At 56.0% G+C, this 16,728-nt stretch carries 23 protein-coding genes and 1 pseudogene; 12 read left to right on the top strand and 12 right to left on the bottom strand.

The window, feature by feature from the left end; genetic code table 11:
- The first annotated feature begins 218 nt into the window (after window positions 1-218).
- The 4 genes from ACMYUN_RS13315 (at window position 219) to ACMYUN_RS13300 (ending at window position 2,431) form a co-directional block, all read left to right on the top strand.
- Window positions 219-965: a 2OG-Fe dioxygenase family protein gene (locus ACMYUN_RS13315; protein WP_039756465.1), complete on the top strand. Its 747-nt coding sequence runs from the start codon at window positions 219-221 to the stop codon at window positions 963-965.
- Window positions 966-1,044: 79 nt separating this feature from the next.
- Window positions 1,045-1,422 (top strand): GNAT family N-acetyltransferase, encoded by a 378-nt coding sequence (locus tag ACMYUN_RS13310; protein ID WP_003220700.1) that lies wholly within the window; start codon window positions 1,045-1,047, stop codon window positions 1,420-1,422.
- Complete coding sequence (locus ACMYUN_RS13305) at window positions 1,419-2,135, top strand: AzlC family ABC transporter permease (protein WP_039756466.1); 717 nt, start codon at window positions 1,419-1,421, stop codon at window positions 2,133-2,135. Before ACMYUN_RS13310 ends, ACMYUN_RS13305 begins: the two co-directional genes overlap by 4 nt.
- Entirely contained in the window at window positions 2,114-2,431 is a 318-nt protein-coding gene (locus ACMYUN_RS13300; protein ID WP_039756468.1) for an AzlD domain-containing protein, read from the top strand. The genes ACMYUN_RS13305 and ACMYUN_RS13300 overlap by 22 nt, the downstream gene beginning before the upstream one ends.
- Here the strand turns inward: ACMYUN_RS13300 and ACMYUN_RS13295 are convergent.
- On the bottom strand, window positions 2,348-3,274 hold the full coding sequence (locus ACMYUN_RS13295; protein ID WP_039756469.1) for a LysR family transcriptional regulator: 927 nt from the start codon (window positions 3,272-3,274) through the stop codon (window positions 2,348-2,350). The genes ACMYUN_RS13300 and ACMYUN_RS13295 overlap by 84 nt on opposite strands.
- A gap of 311 nt (window positions 3,275-3,585) precedes the next feature.
- On the opposite strand from ACMYUN_RS13295, the gene ACMYUN_RS13290 reads away from it, so the two are divergent.
- Both ACMYUN_RS13290 and ACMYUN_RS13285 read left to right on the top strand, forming a co-directional pair.
- Window positions 3,586-3,996, top strand: coding sequence for an MbcA/ParS/Xre antitoxin family protein (locus tag ACMYUN_RS13290; RefSeq protein WP_039756470.1), 411 nt, complete (start codon window positions 3,586-3,588; stop codon window positions 3,994-3,996).
- An 11-nt stretch (window positions 3,997-4,007) separates the two neighbouring features.
- Entirely contained in the window at window positions 4,008-4,673 is a 666-nt protein-coding gene (locus ACMYUN_RS13285; protein ID WP_152641525.1) for an RES family NAD+ phosphorylase, read from the top strand.
- A gap of 48 nt (window positions 4,674-4,721) precedes the next feature.
- Here the strand turns inward: ACMYUN_RS13285 and ACMYUN_RS13280 are convergent, their stop codons facing one another.
- Complete coding sequence (locus tag ACMYUN_RS13280; RefSeq protein WP_039756474.1) at window positions 4,722-4,997, bottom strand: DUF3077 domain-containing protein; 276 nt, start codon at window positions 4,995-4,997, stop codon at window positions 4,722-4,724.
- Window positions 4,998-5,464: 467 nt separating this feature from the next.
- On the opposite strand from ACMYUN_RS13280, the gene ACMYUN_RS13275 reads away from it, so the two are divergent.
- From ACMYUN_RS13275 to ACMYUN_RS13260, 4 genes and pseudogenes are all read left to right on the top strand, one after another.
- Window positions 5,465-5,647 carry a type II toxin-antitoxin system HicA family toxin gene (locus ACMYUN_RS13275; RefSeq protein WP_039757027.1) on the top strand — a complete coding sequence of 61 codons (183 nt, stop codon included), beginning with the start codon at window positions 5,465-5,467 and terminating at the stop codon, window positions 5,645-5,647.
- A gap of 30 nt (window positions 5,648-5,677) precedes the next feature.
- Window positions 5,678-6,103, top strand: a complete 426-nt coding sequence (locus ACMYUN_RS13270) for a type II toxin-antitoxin system HicB family antitoxin (protein WP_415763940.1) — start codon at window positions 5,678-5,680, stop codon at window positions 6,101-6,103.
- A gap of 165 nt (window positions 6,104-6,268) precedes the next feature.
- A pseudogene (locus tag ACMYUN_RS13265) lies at window positions 6,269-6,397 on the top strand (transcriptional regulator); the annotation flags it as partial.
- A gap of 204 nt (window positions 6,398-6,601) precedes the next feature.
- Window positions 6,602-7,243 (top strand): BRCT domain-containing protein, encoded by a 642-nt coding sequence (locus ACMYUN_RS13260; RefSeq protein WP_415763939.1) that lies wholly within the window; start codon window positions 6,602-6,604, stop codon window positions 7,241-7,243.
- A gap of 145 nt (window positions 7,244-7,388) precedes the next feature.
- Here ACMYUN_RS13260 and ACMYUN_RS13255 read toward each other — a convergent pair whose 3' ends face one another.
- The 9 genes from ACMYUN_RS13255 to ACMYUN_RS13215 form a co-directional block, all read right to left on the bottom strand.
- Window positions 7,389-8,546 (bottom strand): AAA family ATPase, encoded by a 1,158-nt coding sequence (locus tag ACMYUN_RS13255; RefSeq protein ID WP_415763938.1) that lies wholly within the window; start codon window positions 8,544-8,546, stop codon window positions 7,389-7,391.
- A 708-nt stretch (window positions 8,547-9,254) separates the two neighbouring features.
- Window positions 9,255-10,403, bottom strand: a complete 1,149-nt coding sequence (gene xerC / locus ACMYUN_RS13250) for a site-specific integrase (RefSeq protein WP_415763937.1) — start codon at window positions 10,401-10,403, stop codon at window positions 9,255-9,257.
- On the bottom strand, window positions 10,400-10,612 hold the full coding sequence (locus ACMYUN_RS13245; protein ID WP_080769328.1) for a DUF4224 domain-containing protein: 213 nt from the start codon (window positions 10,610-10,612) through the stop codon (window positions 10,400-10,402). The genes xerC and ACMYUN_RS13245 overlap by 4 nt, the downstream gene beginning before the upstream one ends.
- A 678-nt stretch (window positions 10,613-11,290) precedes the next feature.
- Window positions 11,291-11,581: a hypothetical protein gene (locus tag ACMYUN_RS13240; RefSeq protein WP_415763936.1), complete on the bottom strand. Its 291-nt coding sequence runs from the start codon at window positions 11,579-11,581 to the stop codon at window positions 11,291-11,293.
- Window positions 11,582-11,586: 5 nt separating this feature from the next.
- Window positions 11,587-14,289: a toprim domain-containing protein gene (locus ACMYUN_RS13235; protein ID WP_415763973.1), complete on the bottom strand. Its 2,703-nt coding sequence runs from the start codon at window positions 14,287-14,289 to the stop codon at window positions 11,587-11,589.
- Window positions 14,289-14,540 carry a hypothetical protein gene (locus tag ACMYUN_RS13230; RefSeq protein ID WP_415763935.1) on the bottom strand — a complete coding sequence of 84 codons (252 nt, stop codon included), beginning with the start codon at window positions 14,538-14,540 and terminating at the stop codon, window positions 14,289-14,291. Before ACMYUN_RS13230 ends, ACMYUN_RS13235 begins: the two co-directional genes overlap by 1 nt.
- Before the next feature lie 72 nt (window positions 14,541-14,612).
- Window positions 14,613-14,978, bottom strand: a complete 366-nt coding sequence (locus ACMYUN_RS13225; protein ID WP_415763934.1) for a hypothetical protein — start codon at window positions 14,976-14,978, stop codon at window positions 14,613-14,615.
- The gene (locus tag ACMYUN_RS13220) at window positions 14,975-15,454 is read right to left on the bottom strand and encodes a YmfL family putative regulatory protein (protein ID WP_415763933.1); all 480 of its coding nucleotides are present in this window, start codon (window positions 15,452-15,454) and stop codon (window positions 14,975-14,977) included. Before ACMYUN_RS13220 ends, ACMYUN_RS13225 begins: the two co-directional genes overlap by 4 nt.
- Before the next feature lie 29 nt (window positions 15,455-15,483).
- Entirely contained in the window at window positions 15,484-15,684 is a 201-nt protein-coding gene (locus tag ACMYUN_RS13215) for a DNA-binding protein (RefSeq protein ID WP_150730522.1), read from the bottom strand.
- A 92-nt stretch (window positions 15,685-15,776) separates the two neighbouring features.
- Here ACMYUN_RS13215 and ACMYUN_RS13210 point away from each other — a divergent pair, with 92 nt between their 5' ends.
- On the top strand, window positions 15,777-16,124 hold the full coding sequence (locus ACMYUN_RS13210) for a helix-turn-helix domain-containing protein (protein WP_310404613.1): 348 nt from the start codon (window positions 15,777-15,779) through the stop codon (window positions 16,122-16,124).
- A 101-nt stretch (window positions 16,125-16,225) separates the two neighbouring features.
- Window positions 16,226-16,414, top strand: a complete 189-nt coding sequence (locus ACMYUN_RS13205; protein ID WP_415763932.1) for a hypothetical protein — start codon at window positions 16,226-16,228, stop codon at window positions 16,412-16,414.
- A gap of 47 nt (window positions 16,415-16,461) precedes the next feature.
- Here the strand turns inward: ACMYUN_RS13205 and ACMYUN_RS13200 are convergent, their stop codons facing one another.
- Complete coding sequence (locus ACMYUN_RS13200; RefSeq protein ID WP_008084736.1) at window positions 16,462-16,719, bottom strand: ogr/Delta-like zinc finger family protein; 258 nt, start codon at window positions 16,717-16,719, stop codon at window positions 16,462-16,464.
- Between the last annotated feature and the right edge of the window lie 9 nt (window positions 16,720-16,728).

The following is a 16,728-nucleotide window of genomic DNA, read 5'->3' as shown; positions in this document are numbered from 1 at the left end:
GTAAGGAAAATGAGAAAACCCCGATTCGTTCGGGGTTTTTTTTCGACGGTTTTTCAGCGGAAACCGGAAATAACCGATGTTTTTGTCATGTAAAAGTTGTTTTTCAGGCGCTGCAGATTTCGTTTCAAGCAGTGCTTCAAATGCCTGAAATTCTTTCTCATGGACGCAAATTCTCCACCTAATAGATTAGGGCGTTCAACGCAGCGGAGAATTGGGTAATGATCGTTTTGAACAGAGAAGTGGGCGAATCGCTACGGCGCGACAAGTTTGTCAACGTCCAGGGTGGTGACTTCAATCTCTACGGTCATTTTGCCGACTTCGTCAGACTGACCAAAAGTTGGGAAAACATGGAGCCTGACAGCTACTACGGTCAGGCCGAGGCCGGCATGCGTTACCGTCGTTACAGCGACTTTGAATACAACCCGAAAACCCGTGAGCTCAAGCAACTTGAGCATCGCGCTTATGTGCAATCGAAAGAGAACAACGCTTACGTCGGTGGCGTGGTACGGCACTTTCAGGATTTTTCCGAAGAAGTGATCTCTTCCCCGGTGATGCGCAGCCTGATCGACACTGATTTCGAAGTGTACAAAAGTGTATTGCCGGAAGAGTTGCACGATGAGATCTGGCAGTGCCAGATCCATCAGATCCGCATCGAAATCAAACCCGGTAAACAGTTGGAAATCACGCCTGAAGGCATTCACTGCGACGGCTATCCGTTCAGCGGCGTGCACTTCTGGGGGCGTAATAACGTCGATGGCGCGGAGAGCCGTTTGTACGACATCCACGAGCATCAATTGGCGGCGACCACCTACGAGGAAATTCTCGACACCACCTACTTCCTCGATCGCGACATGCGCCATTACGTGACCCCGGCGCGCAACACCCACACCCATGCCATGGCGTACCGTCAGATTCTGGCGATTTCCTTCTCGCGGCCCGGGACCGCTTTCGACATTGTTCGCTAATCAGATCACCCCAATCGACGGCGTCGAGTGCTCGACGCCAGTGGTCCTGCGCCGCGCCACCGCCAAGGATGCGCAACGCATGGAGCGCTTCTTCCGCCAGTTCGACGAAGTGTCGTTCTGCGAATGGCAGGACGCCAAATGCCTGCGTGGCGTGTTGATCCAGAAAACCACCACGGCGTATCTGGCGTTCGATGTGGAGGGTGAAATCGTCGGCGCGGTGCTTGGTGGCATGCTCGGCAGTCGTGGCACGATCAACCATCTGGCGGTCAGCCCGCGCTACCGCAGCCAAGGCGTGGGACAGCGCCTTGTCGAAGCTGCATCGTCCGACATGAAGCGGGTCGGGGTGCTGCGGATGTTTCTGTTCGTCGACGATGCTAACCTCGCGGGCAAGCGATTCTGGACTGCCCAGGGTTTTTGCGAGCCTCACGGCGAACGGACATTTGAGAGGGATCTATGAATGAAAGGTCCGGCAGCGCACCGCTGATGGCGACTCATCAGCCGTCGCGCACGTTTGCCGAAGCCAGCCCGGTGGTCGCCGGGTATTTCACCGTGTCGTTTGTCTTCGGGTTGATGGCGGTCAACGCCGGCCTGCCGATGTGGCTGCCGGTGGCGATGTGCTTGTTTGTCTATGCCGGCGCTTCGCAATTCGCCGCGCTGGCGCTGATCTCCAGCGGCGCATCACTGACCACCATTGTGCTGACCACTTTCCTGATCAATGCGCGGCACATGCTGATGTCGGTGTACATGGCCAAGGCCCTGCGCGCGCTGGGTTTGAGCCGCATGGAGCGTTGGGCTTACGCCGGTGGCCTGACCGATGAGTCCTTCGCTTTCCACAGCGTCAAGCTCGGTACCGGCGCACCGGTCAACGTGCGTTATCTGATCGGTTTCAACCTGTTCTGCCACACCTCGTGGGTGCTCGGAGGTTTGCTCGGCGCGGTCTGCGCGCAGTACGCGGCGCACTTGATCAAGTATCAGCTCGACTACGCGCTGACGGCGATGATGCTCTACGTGCTGGTGTCGCTGTGCAACACGCGCAACAAACTGATCGCCGCTGCTGCCGCCGTGATCTGCATGGGCGCGCTGAGCCTGATCGGCAGTTCGCCCTTCAACGTATTTATCGCCACGTTTGTGGGCTGCGGAGTGGGTGTATGCCTGACCAAACGTTCCTGATTCTGGTGGTGGTGCTGATGATGGCCGTGACGTTCCTGCCACGGGCACTGCCGCTGCAAATCAACACCGAACATTGGCCGCCATTTATCGCGCGGGCACTGGAATACTTGCCGGTGGCGATCGTCGCCGCGATCAGCCTGACCCCCTTGTTGATCAAGGACCGGCAGATACAGCTCGATCGCCCGGAATTCTATGCCGCGATTCCGACGTTGCTATGTGCGTATTTCAGCAAAAACCTCTTTCTCAGTGTGGCGGTGGGGACGGCTGCGTACATTGCGCTCGGCTCGTTCATGTAGCGGCATATCGACGACATCGTTCAGGGCCTGGTGGGACAATTCAGGATTGTTCACCGCCAGGCGCACTTCGAGGAAATCCTCGAAGCCGGGGAATATCGTCAGGCCGTGTTTCTGCGCGGCCTCACGCGAGACCATACCCACCGCGTCCATCTGCGTGATCAACGACAGCGTCAGGGTTTCGCTGCAGGAATAGACCATGCGCTGACCGTTCTCGTGATTGCCCAGCCCGGCGTCGAGAAAGCGCAAAAAGCTGTGGGAATATGGACAATCTTCCGCAGGACGCACCTGAAACTTGTTGCCCAGCAACGTCAGCGGATCGTTTTCCTGCCCACAATGCGCACCAACCACCTGAACCTGCACGTCCGGCAGCACAATGCTCGGCAAGCCCGGGCGCTGCGGACCGATCAGCACGGCGAGGTCGAAATCTTCGTTCTTCAGCTTACTCAGATTTTCCATCGACTCGGCGTAGCTGAACTCCATCTGATAATCCGGAAACACCTCGATCAGGCGTCCGATCATGCGTCGGTTGAAATCAGGCGACAGGGTGTTGTTCAACGCCACCTTCAACGTCCGCTGCCCGGGCACCTTCAGCGCCTCGACCTTTTCTTCCATCTGTCGCGTGGCGATCAACACTTTGTCGATGTAGGGCGTGAGCTCCGTGCCTTGCGGCGTCAGCGTCAGTCCCTTGTTGGAACGGCGAAACAAGCGGAAACCGAACTGCTCTTCGACCTTGTTCAACTGTGCGGCCAATGCCTGCACGGTCAGGCACGAATGCTCGGCTGCAGCCGACAGCGAGCCAGTCTGCACGATGCGCATCAGGTTGCGTAAGGTTCTGCTATCCATGGGTAATGCCCTCTGAAGTGGGCTGGTATTGTTGTTTACGAGACGACTGAACCGGCGCCATATGCTGGCTATATTCCCGTACCTGAGCATAGTTGTCGCGGACTTGGTAGCGAATTGATTTCCCCGCCGATGGCTGGAGGCTGACAGAGGATCGGGGTTTTTGCTGGGATGGGGGTGATGGAGATCAAAAAATGTGTGCAAGCAGTATGGATTTTTCACTCTGCACGGTTGTTCCTAAGTGTATTAGTTTTGAGTAAATGTACAGATATGTACTAACCTCAAGGCATGATGATTTCTCTGGAGGCGGCCAAATGCCAACTTCATCTACTGCGTTAAACCCACGCGAACAACTCGACGCCCCCGAAGCCGGCCGCGTTGCGCTGAAGTTTTTCTTCAATCTCATGGAGCACTGGGGCTGCAGCGCCGAGCAGCAACGCACCTTACTTGGCGGCGTCGGCAACACCACGTTCTACAAATACAAGCACCTGCCGCCCAACATCCGTTTACCTCACGACACCCTTGAGCGCATCTCGTACCTGATGGGCATTCACAAGGCGTTGAGCATCATCTTCAGCAACAGCCGCGAACGCGCCTACACCTGGGTCAGCAGCCCGAACACCGCAGCACCGTTCAATGGCCAAACGGCGCTGGATTACATGCTGGCGGGGAGGGTGATCGACATCGCCGACGTGCGCCGCTACCTCGACGGAGTGCGCGGTTGAAAACCCCGGCGCTGGTCGATGTGCCATGGCCGCGGGCGTATCGCATTGTCAACAGCAGCTTCCCGCCGATTGCCCTGTTCGAAGACGTGCTCGACCCCGAAGACCTCGAAATCGCCTACGCCATCGAAGCGCTGACCAACGATCGCCTGATCGAACAGGCCGGCGTACTCGCCCGCGTACGCCCTGAAGATCGACTGTCCGGCCCCGGCTCCAGCCCGGTGATGGCCGCCTTCACCCACGTCGGCAAACGCAGCCGTTTCAGCGACGGCACCTTCGGCGTCTACTACGCCGCGAGCAGCCAGGCAGCGGCGATTGCCGAGACCTGTTTTCATCAGGAGCGTTTCCTTGCTGCGACTCAGGAAGCCGATCTTGAATTGACCATGCGTACTTACGTCAATCGAGTGGTTAAGCCGCTACATGATGTTCGCCATGGCTTTGAAAGCCTGCATCAGCCTGACCCGGAAGCTTATGGCCCTTCGCAGGCATTCGCGCGGCAACTGCGCGACGCTGAATCGTGGGGCTTGCTCTATAACAGCGTGCGATTGGCTGGGCATGAGTGTGTTGCAGCGCTTCGGCCGCCGGCGGTTTCGATTCCGAAGCAGGGGAAGCATTTGCGGTATGTGTGGAGTGCGAGCGAGCGCAAGATTTCGATTGTGTTTGAGATTAATCGGGTTTGAGCCCAAAAGCCCTCGCATTGACGAGAGGGCTTAGTGGGACGATTTACGTCAATGGCTGACTGGCGGCGCATCCAGCACCTTCACAACATCATCGATCAGCGCCTTGCTCAACTCCTGCAAATACTGCGAGGCGTAGGCGTGGAGATCAGGATCTCGAGAAATCGTGGAGTCCGCAGTGAGAAGCTTTGAAATGTGGAGCAAGTGCGAGGCATGTGACAGAGCGGCAACCACCGGTACGCCTCGGTTGGTACGGAACATCGCCTGGTTGGACTGAAAGGAAAAATGCGTGAGGCCGGGTAATTTCAGATCGAGGAGATTGGTCATTTCGCTTCACCGTTTGAACGAAAGTGAAGCGAAGTGAGCGGGTTCGCGAAACGGCGGATGGCGGATGGATCGATGGCATTCATCTGTGAAACTCCCTGTTTCAAATGAGAGCTGCCATTTCGTTCTCAGGCGAAAGGGTGGCAGCTATGCGCAGGCTGAGAAACCGGAGATACAGGAACCCGGCAGACCCGAAGGTCTCCCACGCACAGCCGCCATTGCACGTTAAGACGGACACAAAAAAGCGCCGGCAATCGTGGGTTGGGGCGCTGGTGCGCCTGCATCTTACGCGGGTTCTCAGGCCCGGTCGCTGAATTGGCAGCGACGGGATTGACGGTAGCTCGACACGAGCAAGTGCGCAATCATGGCCGAGTGCTGGCCTTGAGCGGTTATTTACACGTGCAACAATTTTGTTGCGCATGCATCAGATATGTTGCACATTCGCTCTACCGAAACAGCGAGTGATGCACATGAAGTACAGCGAGTTTCGGCGATGGTTGAAAGCCCATGGCGTTGAGTTCCAAGCCGGCAAGGGCAGCCATTTCAAGGTTTCCTTGAATGGCAAATCAACTGTGTTTCCCGATCACGGAGCCAAGGAAATGGGCGAAGGGTTGAGAAAAACGATAATAAAACAGCTGGGCCTAAAGGATTGAGGCCCAGCTGTACCCATGAGAGGAAGCGTGATGTTCGAATACACCTTGGATGTTCACGAAGAGCCGGGCAGCGTCTGGCTGACTTGTGCTGCTATTCCAGAGATGCACGCTGTCGGCGACACTCTGGGGGAGGCATTGGCTACCGCCATCGATGCGATTGAGACGGCATTTTCCATCTATGTGGATGATCGCCGGTTGATCCCAACTGCTCACACAGGAGAGCCGGAAAACGATGTTGTGTTGCGCCTCCCTGCACTGACTGCCGCTAAAGTTGCGCTTTGGAATACGCTATTGGAGTCAGGTGTCAGCAAAGCCGAACTGGCGCGTCGTCTCGGCGTGCAACGGCCCCAGGTCGATCGACTAGTTGATTTCCTGCACCACTCCAAAATCGAGAATGTCGAGCGCGCATTGCAGCAGTTAGGGCGGCGGATTTCTTTATCGGTGGAGGCGGCGTAGTTCAGCATTGAACGTTAGAAAGATCACCCTATGAGGCGGTTCAGCGCGCAGCGTCTAAATATGACGCGGTATCTGCGTCGTTTTCGAGCCTTCGCTACTGATAAACAGGCAGAGTTCAGCGGCTCGGCGGCAACCTTCCAAAGCGACTTGTAAGAGGGATAAACGATGGATCGTGAGAAGGAACAATTTCAGCAGGATTTGCTGGACTCTGTACGGCAAATGAATGCTGGAAAAGCTGCACGCGTCACCGAAGGGACCCTTTCACCACCAGTCGGCACGCCAGATAAGATGGGTGAAGTATCCGCACCCGAGAATTAACAAAGCCTCTGCATTTCCGTAGGAGCTTCGCTTTGTAGGGCAAGCAGGAGCGGGGCAGACCTATCTTTTCTTGTTTCGAAAGCGGTATCTGCGCCCAGTGATGCTAGCTTTGAATACCACATCAACTTGCTTGCATATGCTTCGGTATCGAGCCAGTGCACTATTCAAGGAAAGCGCGTAATGGATCTACACCATGAGTTCGAGGACAGCCAATTTTTCCACCGATCCCGTATCGATCGTCGCGCCGCCGATGCTTTGGTCGGGTTGGCCGCTGGGATTACAGCCGACGGTATCGTGAACATCACTGAGGCGGTTTTTCTAAAGCAGTGGTTGGAGGACAATCTCGCGCATTTGAACGATCCGGTGATCAACCTGCTGTATTCGCGTTTAGCGTGCATGCTTCAGGACAATGCTCTAGACATGGATGAGTCGCAAGAGCTGCTGAACATTCTGCGTAGTTTCTCTGGCGTGGGCATTGAGAGACCGAAGGATGGCGGTACTGCTGCCGTTACTCCTACGGATCTTCCTTTCAATTCACCAGTCCCCGATCTGGTTTGGGACGGCCGAATGTTCGTCTTTACCGGCGTCATGGCCTTTGGGCCGCGTAAGGATTGCCAGGCGCTGGTCGAAGAGCGCGGCGGCCTGATTGGGGGCAGCATAAGTAAAAAGGTGCATTACCTGGTGGTTGGTAGCGTGGGTAACGAGCAGTGGCGCCATAGCACTTATGGAACGAAGATCATGAAGGCCGTCGAGCTGCGTGAGGCGGGAGCGTCGATTGCCATTGTGGGTGAGGGCCATTGGCAGAAGATGCTATTTGGTTGAAGTTACTCGTTGGTGTTTTGGGAAACTCACCCCTTTGTTTTTGGTGCGTCGATCATGTGCCTCCATCATATCGCTCTGATCGCGCGAGTCGCAGGGCGCCAATCGTAATTGGCGCGAACCACGACAATGTGGACGAGCCCGCAACCTAACTCCCCTCAATCAGAGCCCGCTCTTCCAGCCAGATCTCTTGAACAAACTGATCTGTGATCGCATAAATCCCGTGCCCGCGTCGCATGATGATGTTTTCGGCAACCAGCGCGATCACCACCGGTTGAATCTCTTCGACACGCACTTCTCGCCCTACTGATTTTGAATATTCAGCCGCTGCGTCAGTGGAAAATATCCCGCGAGCATCGCCTTCCGTTGAGGCGATTTTGTTAAAGATTGCTTGAGCCAGACTGCCCAGTTGCTCAACTTTTTCCAGCTCAATACTCGCGGCCGCCGAGCGTAATGTGCTGGCTATTACGGGTAGGAAAATATCGGGCTCGCCGTCTTGCTGCAAAAGTTGGCGCAGGGCTTTGAGCATCTCTTCAGGTCTGTTTCCCAAGGTATCGAACGCATCGATGGCGACTTCGAGGGAAGGCAGCTTCTCCTTTTTCACTGTCATTGCGAGTCGGTTGAGCAGGAATTCAACGTAATCGCCTTTCAGCAACGGGTAGGCGGCTGACGTGGCGCCGGAGAAGGCGTGGTTGCGTTTGGCGGTCAGTTCGCTGACTTGCGCCCTGTGGGAGCCGGTCCCGATGAACAGAAAATAGCCTGGTGTATGTGGGCGTGGGTTGATTGCGTCTCGAGCGGCTTTGAGCGCCAGCAATAACTGGTTGCCGTCATCGGAAGAAATGGCGTGTTGCACTTCATCGATGATCAATACCAGATCTGTCTTTGCTTGATCCACGACTTCTGTGAGTGCTTGCGCCAGTGTCGGTCCGTGGGGGCTGCCAATGCTGTCGAGTTTGAAGCTGAACTTGAATCCTGCGGCGCCGATTTCGACATTGCTGACGCGTCTGAATGTTTCCAGAACCGAGGAACCCGGCGTTTGCAGATCTTTCAGGGTTTTTTTAATGGCGTTGTGCACGAGCGTGGCTGGGTTGGCGAGGGTGTCACTCCACAAGTCAACGTAGATGACCAAAGCACCCGCTTCCTCAAGGGCCGGGATGAGGTCATTCCTCAGGAACGTCGTTTTACCTGTTCGGCGCAAGCCTGATAGAAACAAGCCTGAGCGCAGGCCTTCGTCGAGCACTCCCGGGTTAAGAAGCTGATTTGCCATGGACTCGGCCAGTTCTGGACGCTGAAAAATGCTACTCATGCGATTACACCTTTTTATGGATACGCCATAATTATTGCTATTTCATAATTTAGCATAAAGGCAGAAAACTGCTTGCGACAGGACAGTTAGCTTCGACTGAGTGGGCAGAACTCATTTATAGAAACGGGGCGTGCCAAATAATAAAAACCCCAGAAACAACAAAGCCCCTGCATTTCTGCAGGGGCTTCGTTTTGTATGGTGCCGGCACCAGGAGTCGAACCCGGGACCTACTGATTACAAGGAAGGTGCTTTAAACAGTAAAAACAATGCGTTACGACGTTTCTTGTTACGTGCGATTACGTGAAAAGCCGCGTATCCGATGGGCTCCGCAGCGCTTGTTACGTGTGCTGAGCCCCCGCAAATACTCTCGCCAAAGCTTGGTGTTCGATCATTTCTCCCAGCGAACGGTACTCCCATCAATCACCGGATCGTGGCTGCTGACTAGCCTTTGGCTAACGAGCCATAGGCGCGTCGTTTGAACGGCTATGACCTTTCCATGTCCTTCGCTGTCTTTCACAACCTCCTTGCTGACGACGTAGCTGCCACATTCAACACATTCGAAAAGTGTCCCGTGGGAGGTCGGTTGAAGCATCCGTGCCGATGCTCCGCAAATTAAACATTCCATACGTCCTCCGGCTCAGTCGTACGAATGTAGCCGATCCTTCCCGCCCACTCCACCAACCGGTAAGCTCGTACGGAAAGACGCTACTAATCAGCCGAGGGCGAAACGATTGGAACACTGTGATCGTAGACATCCATCATCTTCGCGTCACGGTGGCCACTCGCTTCCTGTTTCTCTGCCCTGGTTCCGATCGTGTCAGTGATGCCGCGCCGTTTCAGATCGTGCAGCGCGAAACGATCCTCCGGATCGATGTTTCCGTCCGCGATCGCCAAAGTGATAAAGCGTTGCCAAGCGGTGTCTAGGCTTGTTTTTCGAAGCGGGCCACCGTGGCTGGCCACGATGATAAAGCGCTTTGACGCCGCGATCGGGATAGGCGTTTTACGGCGTTCCCAAACCCTTGCGCGCAAAGCCTTCGCGCTTTCCCAAACGGTGCGCAGTCGCGGCGTCCATCGGACGATGTTGTCCCGACTGCCCTTGCGCCGATTGGTCAGAATCCCTTCCTGCAGCTCGTTCGCATCCGTGAGCGTTACGACCTCGATGCCGCGAAGTCGGCAAAGGTAGGCCAGCTCCATCACGCTGGCCAGGTATTCGGGACAACCGCCAGGCTCGTTACGTGCCAAACGTCCACGCGCCGTTGCGCGATCGATGAGTACGTCCATAACGTTCAACCGTGGCAACCGTCGTTGTTTACGTTCTATGGGCGCTTCGATGCCCAGGGCTGGGTTCACTTCAAGGAAACCCCGATTGCGTCCCCACTGTAGGACGCGGCGCAGATAACGCAGTGCGTGCGCTGCCTTTGAGGGCGTGCCCTCGTCTGCGATCCGATCGACAATGCGTTGCACCAGGGCGGCGGTGAATTTTCTCACGGTGAGATCGCCCAGTGGCTTGCCCAATTTGGTGGGAATGTTTAGCAGAACATCGCGGGAGTAGCAGTAATCGTCGTGGGTTTTGGGAGCGAGCTTTTTGTAACGGTCGCTCAGGTGGAACTGTTCGCACACGTAGCGCAGCGTTCCTCGATCGACGTTGGACGCCTCGTCCATGATTTGATGGAGTTCTGCCAGCGACACGTCTGCGGGCGCCACGTTTTGGCGGCGCTGCTTTCCGGTCTCGTCCCGATGAAGGGTGTACCAGACACCACTGTCGCGATGGTCGAAGTAAACGGCCGCTGGGAGGGCGGCCTGATCGATATGGGCAGGGATATGGGGGTTGTGCTTACGCTTCCTCGCTCGCCTCATAATATGTCGGTGTCGTACCTTTCAGCGCTGGCCGACGTGACGCCGCCGGCGTGATTAATCAGGTCAAGCGTTGTCCACGGGCCAGTTCGGCCACGGAACAAGCGCACACCCTGGGCGATCAGCGAGCGCTCAACATCGGATCGACGCTGATAACCGGTGATGTGCTGCAGGTCTTGAAAGGTCAAAACACCTGTTGTTGCTTGGCTCACGGTACAACCCTCGAACCTGCGTGTTCCCGCGCCTGATGACAGACCAGTGTAGAGGCGGGTTCCGCTGAAAGCGTAGTAGAAACCACTGGGTATGATTCTGGTGTTGCTTGCTCACGGTGTTTAAACATAACGGCGTTCCTTTGCTTTTCTGATTGCAGCCTTCTCGGCCATTAGAGCGGCCCATTCCTCAGTCTTTCGATGCTGACGAACACGGCTGCATTTTTGATGTTTACGGGTAGATCGGGCGTTGCCGCAGATGTCGCAGATCCAATCGTTTACTGGCCACCGCTGGCCGCTCCCGAAGTGTTTTGCCATCACTCATATGCTGGCCCCCGGTGACGCGTTGCTGGCCAGTAAATGGGCGACAATGGCGGCTTCGGCTGCATCAATATCGCCCTGCTGCTTCGCGAAGGTGGCCAAGCACTCAAGGCGGATTCGCGCTTCGTCAGTCTTGGTAACCTGGTAATCGAATAACGCTGTGCCGACTATTCGAATTGCCATTAGGTGTCGGGCGGCTTGGGGGTCGACGCTGCCCTGTGTGTTAGGCTTTAAGTCGCTGCCGCTGCAGTGCTGTGCTTTCATCGTGTTGCCCTCAGTGGTGGTCGGTGTCGAGGGGCTGCAACCTCTCGACACCAACTCATTGCCAGCTATTGCCGGGATTGTTTCTGGCGGCCAGCTTCAAGCCTTCCGCACCAGGTGAATTACCAAATCCTCAAACTCCCCGACTTCGTCCAAGGTCTGCCATTCCAGAACGACTCGGATCTGCGCAGTTGTGCAGTCCAGGACGAGAATCTCCCGATGGCCACGGCTGGCCCGGACCTCCAAAGCAACTACCAGCCCGCATAGGGCATAGGCCTCGGCGTAAACCGTCCGGCTTTCCTCCCCAAACTGCTCCATAGCCGCATTCAGCCGGCGTATCTCAGCGATTGCGATGTCTCGATCCTGATCGTTGATCACCTGAATCTGCATGGCGGTTACTCCCGGAAAATGAAGCAGCGCATGGTGGAGGGGATGTGGGCGGTAGGAGCCATGTCTTGCTGCCGGGCACGGATCGCGCTTTCCACTCGTTTCTGAGTATCCAGGCATTGGTGAGCACGGCAGTCTTTGAGGAGGCGTCGCAACACCGCCAGATCTGGGATGCGCTGGCGGTGTTCCAGGGCGACCTCGGCGAACTGGTTGAGGTTGATGGCAATCACGCCGGCCTTTTTGCTGTGGTTGACCATCGGCGCAGAAGGCAGCGACTCCAGGTAATCAAATACCTGCCAGAACTCGTTCACTTCCTTCGGATCGGTGCTGATCGCCGCCTGGCGCTCGTTGGCTGCTTTCAGAAGGTACTTGCGACAGGCCTGGATCATGTGGTCCGGGATCGCGATGACAAGCTGCAGGCAATCCAGCAAGGCCAGCATCATGCTGTGGTTCTTGATGACTCGATCGGACGCCAGGTTACGGGTCGCCCAAAGCTCGGCACGGTACTTGGGATACAGCTCCGCGAAGCGCTTGAGCACCTGCTGTTCAGCGCGCATTGCCTTCACCATGAAGTGGCTGACGTGTTCCAGTTCGGTCTGGACGATGGCATCAGCAGCTTTGCGACTCGCATCGGTAATCACTGGCTTGAGAAATGGCAGCCGGACGATCCGACTGATAATCGCTTCGTGGCCGGTGACGATCGCGTTCTGAGCGATCACGATGGATGCACGAAACGGCGGCTCGTAGGTGTCGTTGCTGTTTGACTTGACGCCTCGAGTACGCAGGGTGCCGCCGCCATAGAAGTCCTTGAACTGGTCCCACTCGAACGCCTTGGTATTGTCCTCGTTGGTGTTTCGGTCTGCCTCGAGGAGTACCAATGGGAGGTTGGCCACTTGGCCCATCGCCCGGCTCAAGCCTGAGAACGAACTTTTGGCCGGGTCGAAGCCCTCATAGATCCGCCCGAAGAGCTTCCAGATGAATTTGATCAGCGTGGTTTTGCCCGAATCGGGTTCGCCCGACATTTCCAGAAACGGAAAGCTCTCATGCTCTGCCCTGATCTGCTCGGCGAACAGCGAACCGAACCAGTAGGTGAGGGCCAGAATTCCGTTCTCGCCGAAAACGGTCCAGAGGTTCGGCAGCCAGTCTTCGCGATAGCCCTTGCTGTCCAAGGCCATCTTGAGCCTTACCGACTTCATGAGGCATTTGACGCGCTGCTTGCCGAACTCGAAATAGTCCTCGTCGTTGGCCTTGTAGATAGATCCGCCGTGAATGGCGATGTCATTGAAGATGTACGCCCTGTGATCACGGCTATAGCCCAGAAAGTCGATGGTCTCGACGGTTTTCAGGCGTTCGGTCTGCCGAATGATGATCTGGTCCAAGTGCTTCTGAGTGCCGAGCCAAGTTGCGCCGGAATACATCAGACGGGTCTTAAACTCGCTGCTCGAGGAGATCTGTTTTGGAGTGAAGGTGTAATTCTCGCCCTGATCGTCGTGGATACCCAACACCTGGAAGTAAAACCACGCCTCGTTGGTGACGTCGTTCACCTGCTTGTACAGCGCCTCAAAGCGGCAGTTAGCCAAAAGCTTCAGGCTGCAAACGTTCTGCAGCACCTTGCGGCGGGCAGCCTTGTCGTTGAGCTGCTGGTCTTCGTGGTCTTCGCTGGTTGCCAGCGCTTTCTGTTCCTCTTCGAGCTTCGACAGGTCGAACTTGGCCCAGTAGGTCTGGTTGCCGAAATCAAAAGCGAACTCCGGGAATCCTTCTTCCCAGGTGTACATCAGTAGCGCCTTCTCTTTCGGCGAGGGAGCCAACAGCAGGTCACCTTCATGGCGTGCGGCATCCAAATCACGCTTGCGCTTGTCGTTGCGGGCCTTGCCTTCTTCTTCAAACTGCCAGCGTTGATGTAGATCGTTCCAGTCGACTTTCTTATCCCGCTGGGGAATGAGCGCACCCTTGCATGTGAAGCCCATCTCGCGGGCCTGTTTCACCCAGCGCAGCAGATAGCCACGTGCGGTTGGTTCGTTATCTAGGGCCCAAACCAGAGTGGGAAGATTGCCCGGCCGCTGCTCGACCAGGTGCTTCAAAGCTTCGATCGGGAAATTCACGCTCGACATGGCTGACACCGCGTCGACGGTGTTTTGCACTAGGGCAATGGCGTCAAAGATGCCCTCGACTATCCACAGCTCTTTGACGGTGGCCAGGTCCACACTCGGCGGGCACCACCATTCACCCTGGGCGCTGTATTTGGGCTTGAAGCGAGCCTTCATCTTGCCGAAGCGGGAAGGGCGATCGATCAGACGTTCCCAGTAGCCACCGTTCGGCAGGGTAAATCGAATTGTGGCGCTGGACTCGTTTGTTTCGTGGTTGACGTGGTTTTCCTGGGTGAACCAACCGGTCATGTTTCCGGTGTTCAAGCCTCGGGCGAATTCCAAATACGCACGGGCCGTTACGGTAGGATCGTTGTCCGTTGCTGGCGCTCGCTTGCTCCAATCCTCGAACAGGTCCTCATAGAGTTCTTTGACGTGCTCGATATGGCCGCACCGCTCCGGGCGACCACAGCGGATCTGCCACGGCTTGTCGTGGCGCGCATACAGCTCTTTCTTGTTGCAGGCAGGGCAAACGCCGCCTCGCATGTAGTTTGTGCCTACACGTAACTTCAGGCCGAAGTCGTCTTCCAGCCGCTGAAGTACTTGAGTTCGGATGTCTTCATTCATCATGATTTTTTCGCTGCTTTAAGGCTGAGGCCGAGGCTTTGGGTGAGAGCGCCGATCAGGTGTTTCTGAGCGGCCATTACTGGGCTGTTGGCTAGGATCGATCCGTGGCGCAGGCCATCGGGAATCAGGCGGTACTCGTCTGCGTACCAAAGGTCATTGAGGCTGAGACGGTATTGCTCGCGCAGGTTGGCCAAGAGCGCTTGAGCCTGGTCGGGCGTCAGTTTTGCGTTGATGTTCATGGCGTTTTCCATCGTCAAACCTCAATTTCGGGCGCAGCTCACCCAAACCCACGGGGTGGGGCAGGCGGATTTATTGGTTGGGAGTTACGGTGCGGCTACGCGGAAACGACCGTTGTCCGGTGCGTTGAGGATGCGTTCGTAGATCAAGCTGACAGGTACGGCCCAGACATTGCCGGTGGCCGGGTCGATGATGACTGTGTGGGTCGATGTACTGCTGACGATGTCCAGACGTTGTCGATCGCGGACAGCGGTCATATCGCTGCAGGCCAGATGCACCAGTTTTTCAGCCGTCTGTGTCAGCACGTCGTAGTCGCTGACCAGATGCTGGACGGTGCGATCAAACAACTGTTGATCGTCGCCGAGGTGCTCGCAGTGATGACGCTCCAAAAACACAAGGGCGGCAGCTTTGAGAACGTCCTGATATTCCTGTACTGCAGGCATCTGAGTCATTGGAATTTACCCGCTTTCGACGCGTGCAGTTGGATGACCGCCAGAACCTCTGCGTGCCTGGCTGCAAGGTGCAGAGAGTCCGCGTGGAGAATCGCATCCGCTTCCGCTTCGCTGATGATGCCGTCCTTCAATGCCTCGGCAATGAGGTGGTCGACGGTGCCTTTCTTGGCTGCGGCGTGCACGCAGCGTGCGTACATTTCGACGTTGTCGAGTGTTTCGGGCTCAACAACCGGGACGAACATGCCGCCATACATCGCAGCAATGTACTCAGGCAAAAACGTTGTGGTGGCCTCGAGCTCGAGCTGGTGGATCTGAGCATCGGTCAGCGGACGGCTGTTGTTGTTTTCATAGGCGTGGTTGTCGAACTTTTTGAGCGATAAGCCTATTCGAGCGGCGGCGCATTCGCGCCCGCCTGGATAGGCGCAGATTATCGCGCTGACTACCTGACGCCGAGTTTTTAGAACTGCGCTTTTCATGTTCTGCTTTTCCCTCTGGCCCGGTGCCATTACTGTTCAATCACGCCGTCTTTGATACCCAGCAACACCGCGGCGCGATGTGCCTCCCCACGGCGACCTTTGATCCGACCGTTCAAAAGGTCGCTGACTAAATTTTTGTTCAGTCCATTCTTTCGGCTGAATTCCGCAATGCTCATTCCTCTGCGATCCAAAGCCTCTCGGGCTTGCTCCGGCGTAACTGTGGCGGGCATAGTGCGCACTCTGTTCAGTTGTGTTTGTTTGCGTTTGTCTGTGGTGATTCTTGGTCAAAAAAATGACCAAGTCAATGGTGGTGAATAAAAAAATGCTCATTGCGGATCAAGTAGGTGAACGCCTAAGGGAAGAGCGCGAGCGCCTAGGCCTGAATCAAACAGAGTTTGGGGTGCTACTTGGTGTAAGCCGAGGGACGCAGAAAAACTATGAGCAGGGCGCGAATTCGCTCGACCTTCGCTACGTGGCGGCGTTGGAAAAGTGCGGCGTAGATGCTGCATTTGTACTGACTGGCAGGCGCTCCACGCCACTGGGTCAGCTGTTTTCTCCAGAAGAAGAAAAGTTGATCAGTCAGTACAGGAGCATCACGCCCTTCGACCAAGAGGCAATTCGCCGTTTCCTGCAGGCGATGGCCGATGACGCCGCCCGGGGTCAGAAGTAAACAGCAATACTGCAAACAGGACATTCGTCGCTCCCCAGTATCATTGCTAGCTTCCGCCCCGATAACGTCGATTCAGCAATGCACTTTATGGAGTAGTACGCATGTTGGATCGCACGAAAAAAGACAGCCTGGGTGTAGGTTTCAGTGAATTCGAGTGGCTTGGGTTAACCCAGATGGAGCGGCGCCTGATCGGCCTTTACCGATCGTTGAGCGAACATGAGCAACATCAGTTACGCCGGCTTTCTGAGGTGTTAGCCACCAAACCAGAAGCCGCTGCTAGCGACCGTTAACCGTCCCTTGTAAGAGACCGCCGTCACTATCCGTCGGCGGTTCGTGATTACGCCACCGCCTGTGACCCAAGCTGCTCGAACAGCTCCCGCTGTTTTGCCCTGGGCATATCCCTCAAGTGATCAAACAACATCCTTTCGAATGACTGCGCCGATGGGCTTAACGTATGCGAAAACGTGAGATTCGCGACCCACGTGTGCCCGCATTTCGCGTCCAGGCATTGGCAGTAAAGCTTCGCGAACTCCGTGGATAGCTTCTCCCGTGAAGCGATCCGCCCTCTATGCCCGCATTTGCATTCAACTCTCATTGTGTCCCT

The organism is Pseudomonas sp. CP4 (assembly GCF_047758505.1).
GTDB lineage: Bacteria > Pseudomonadota > Gammaproteobacteria > Pseudomonadales > Pseudomonadaceae > Aquipseudomonas > Aquipseudomonas fluorescens_AO.
This window is presented reverse-complemented; position numbering and strand designations above follow the sequence as displayed.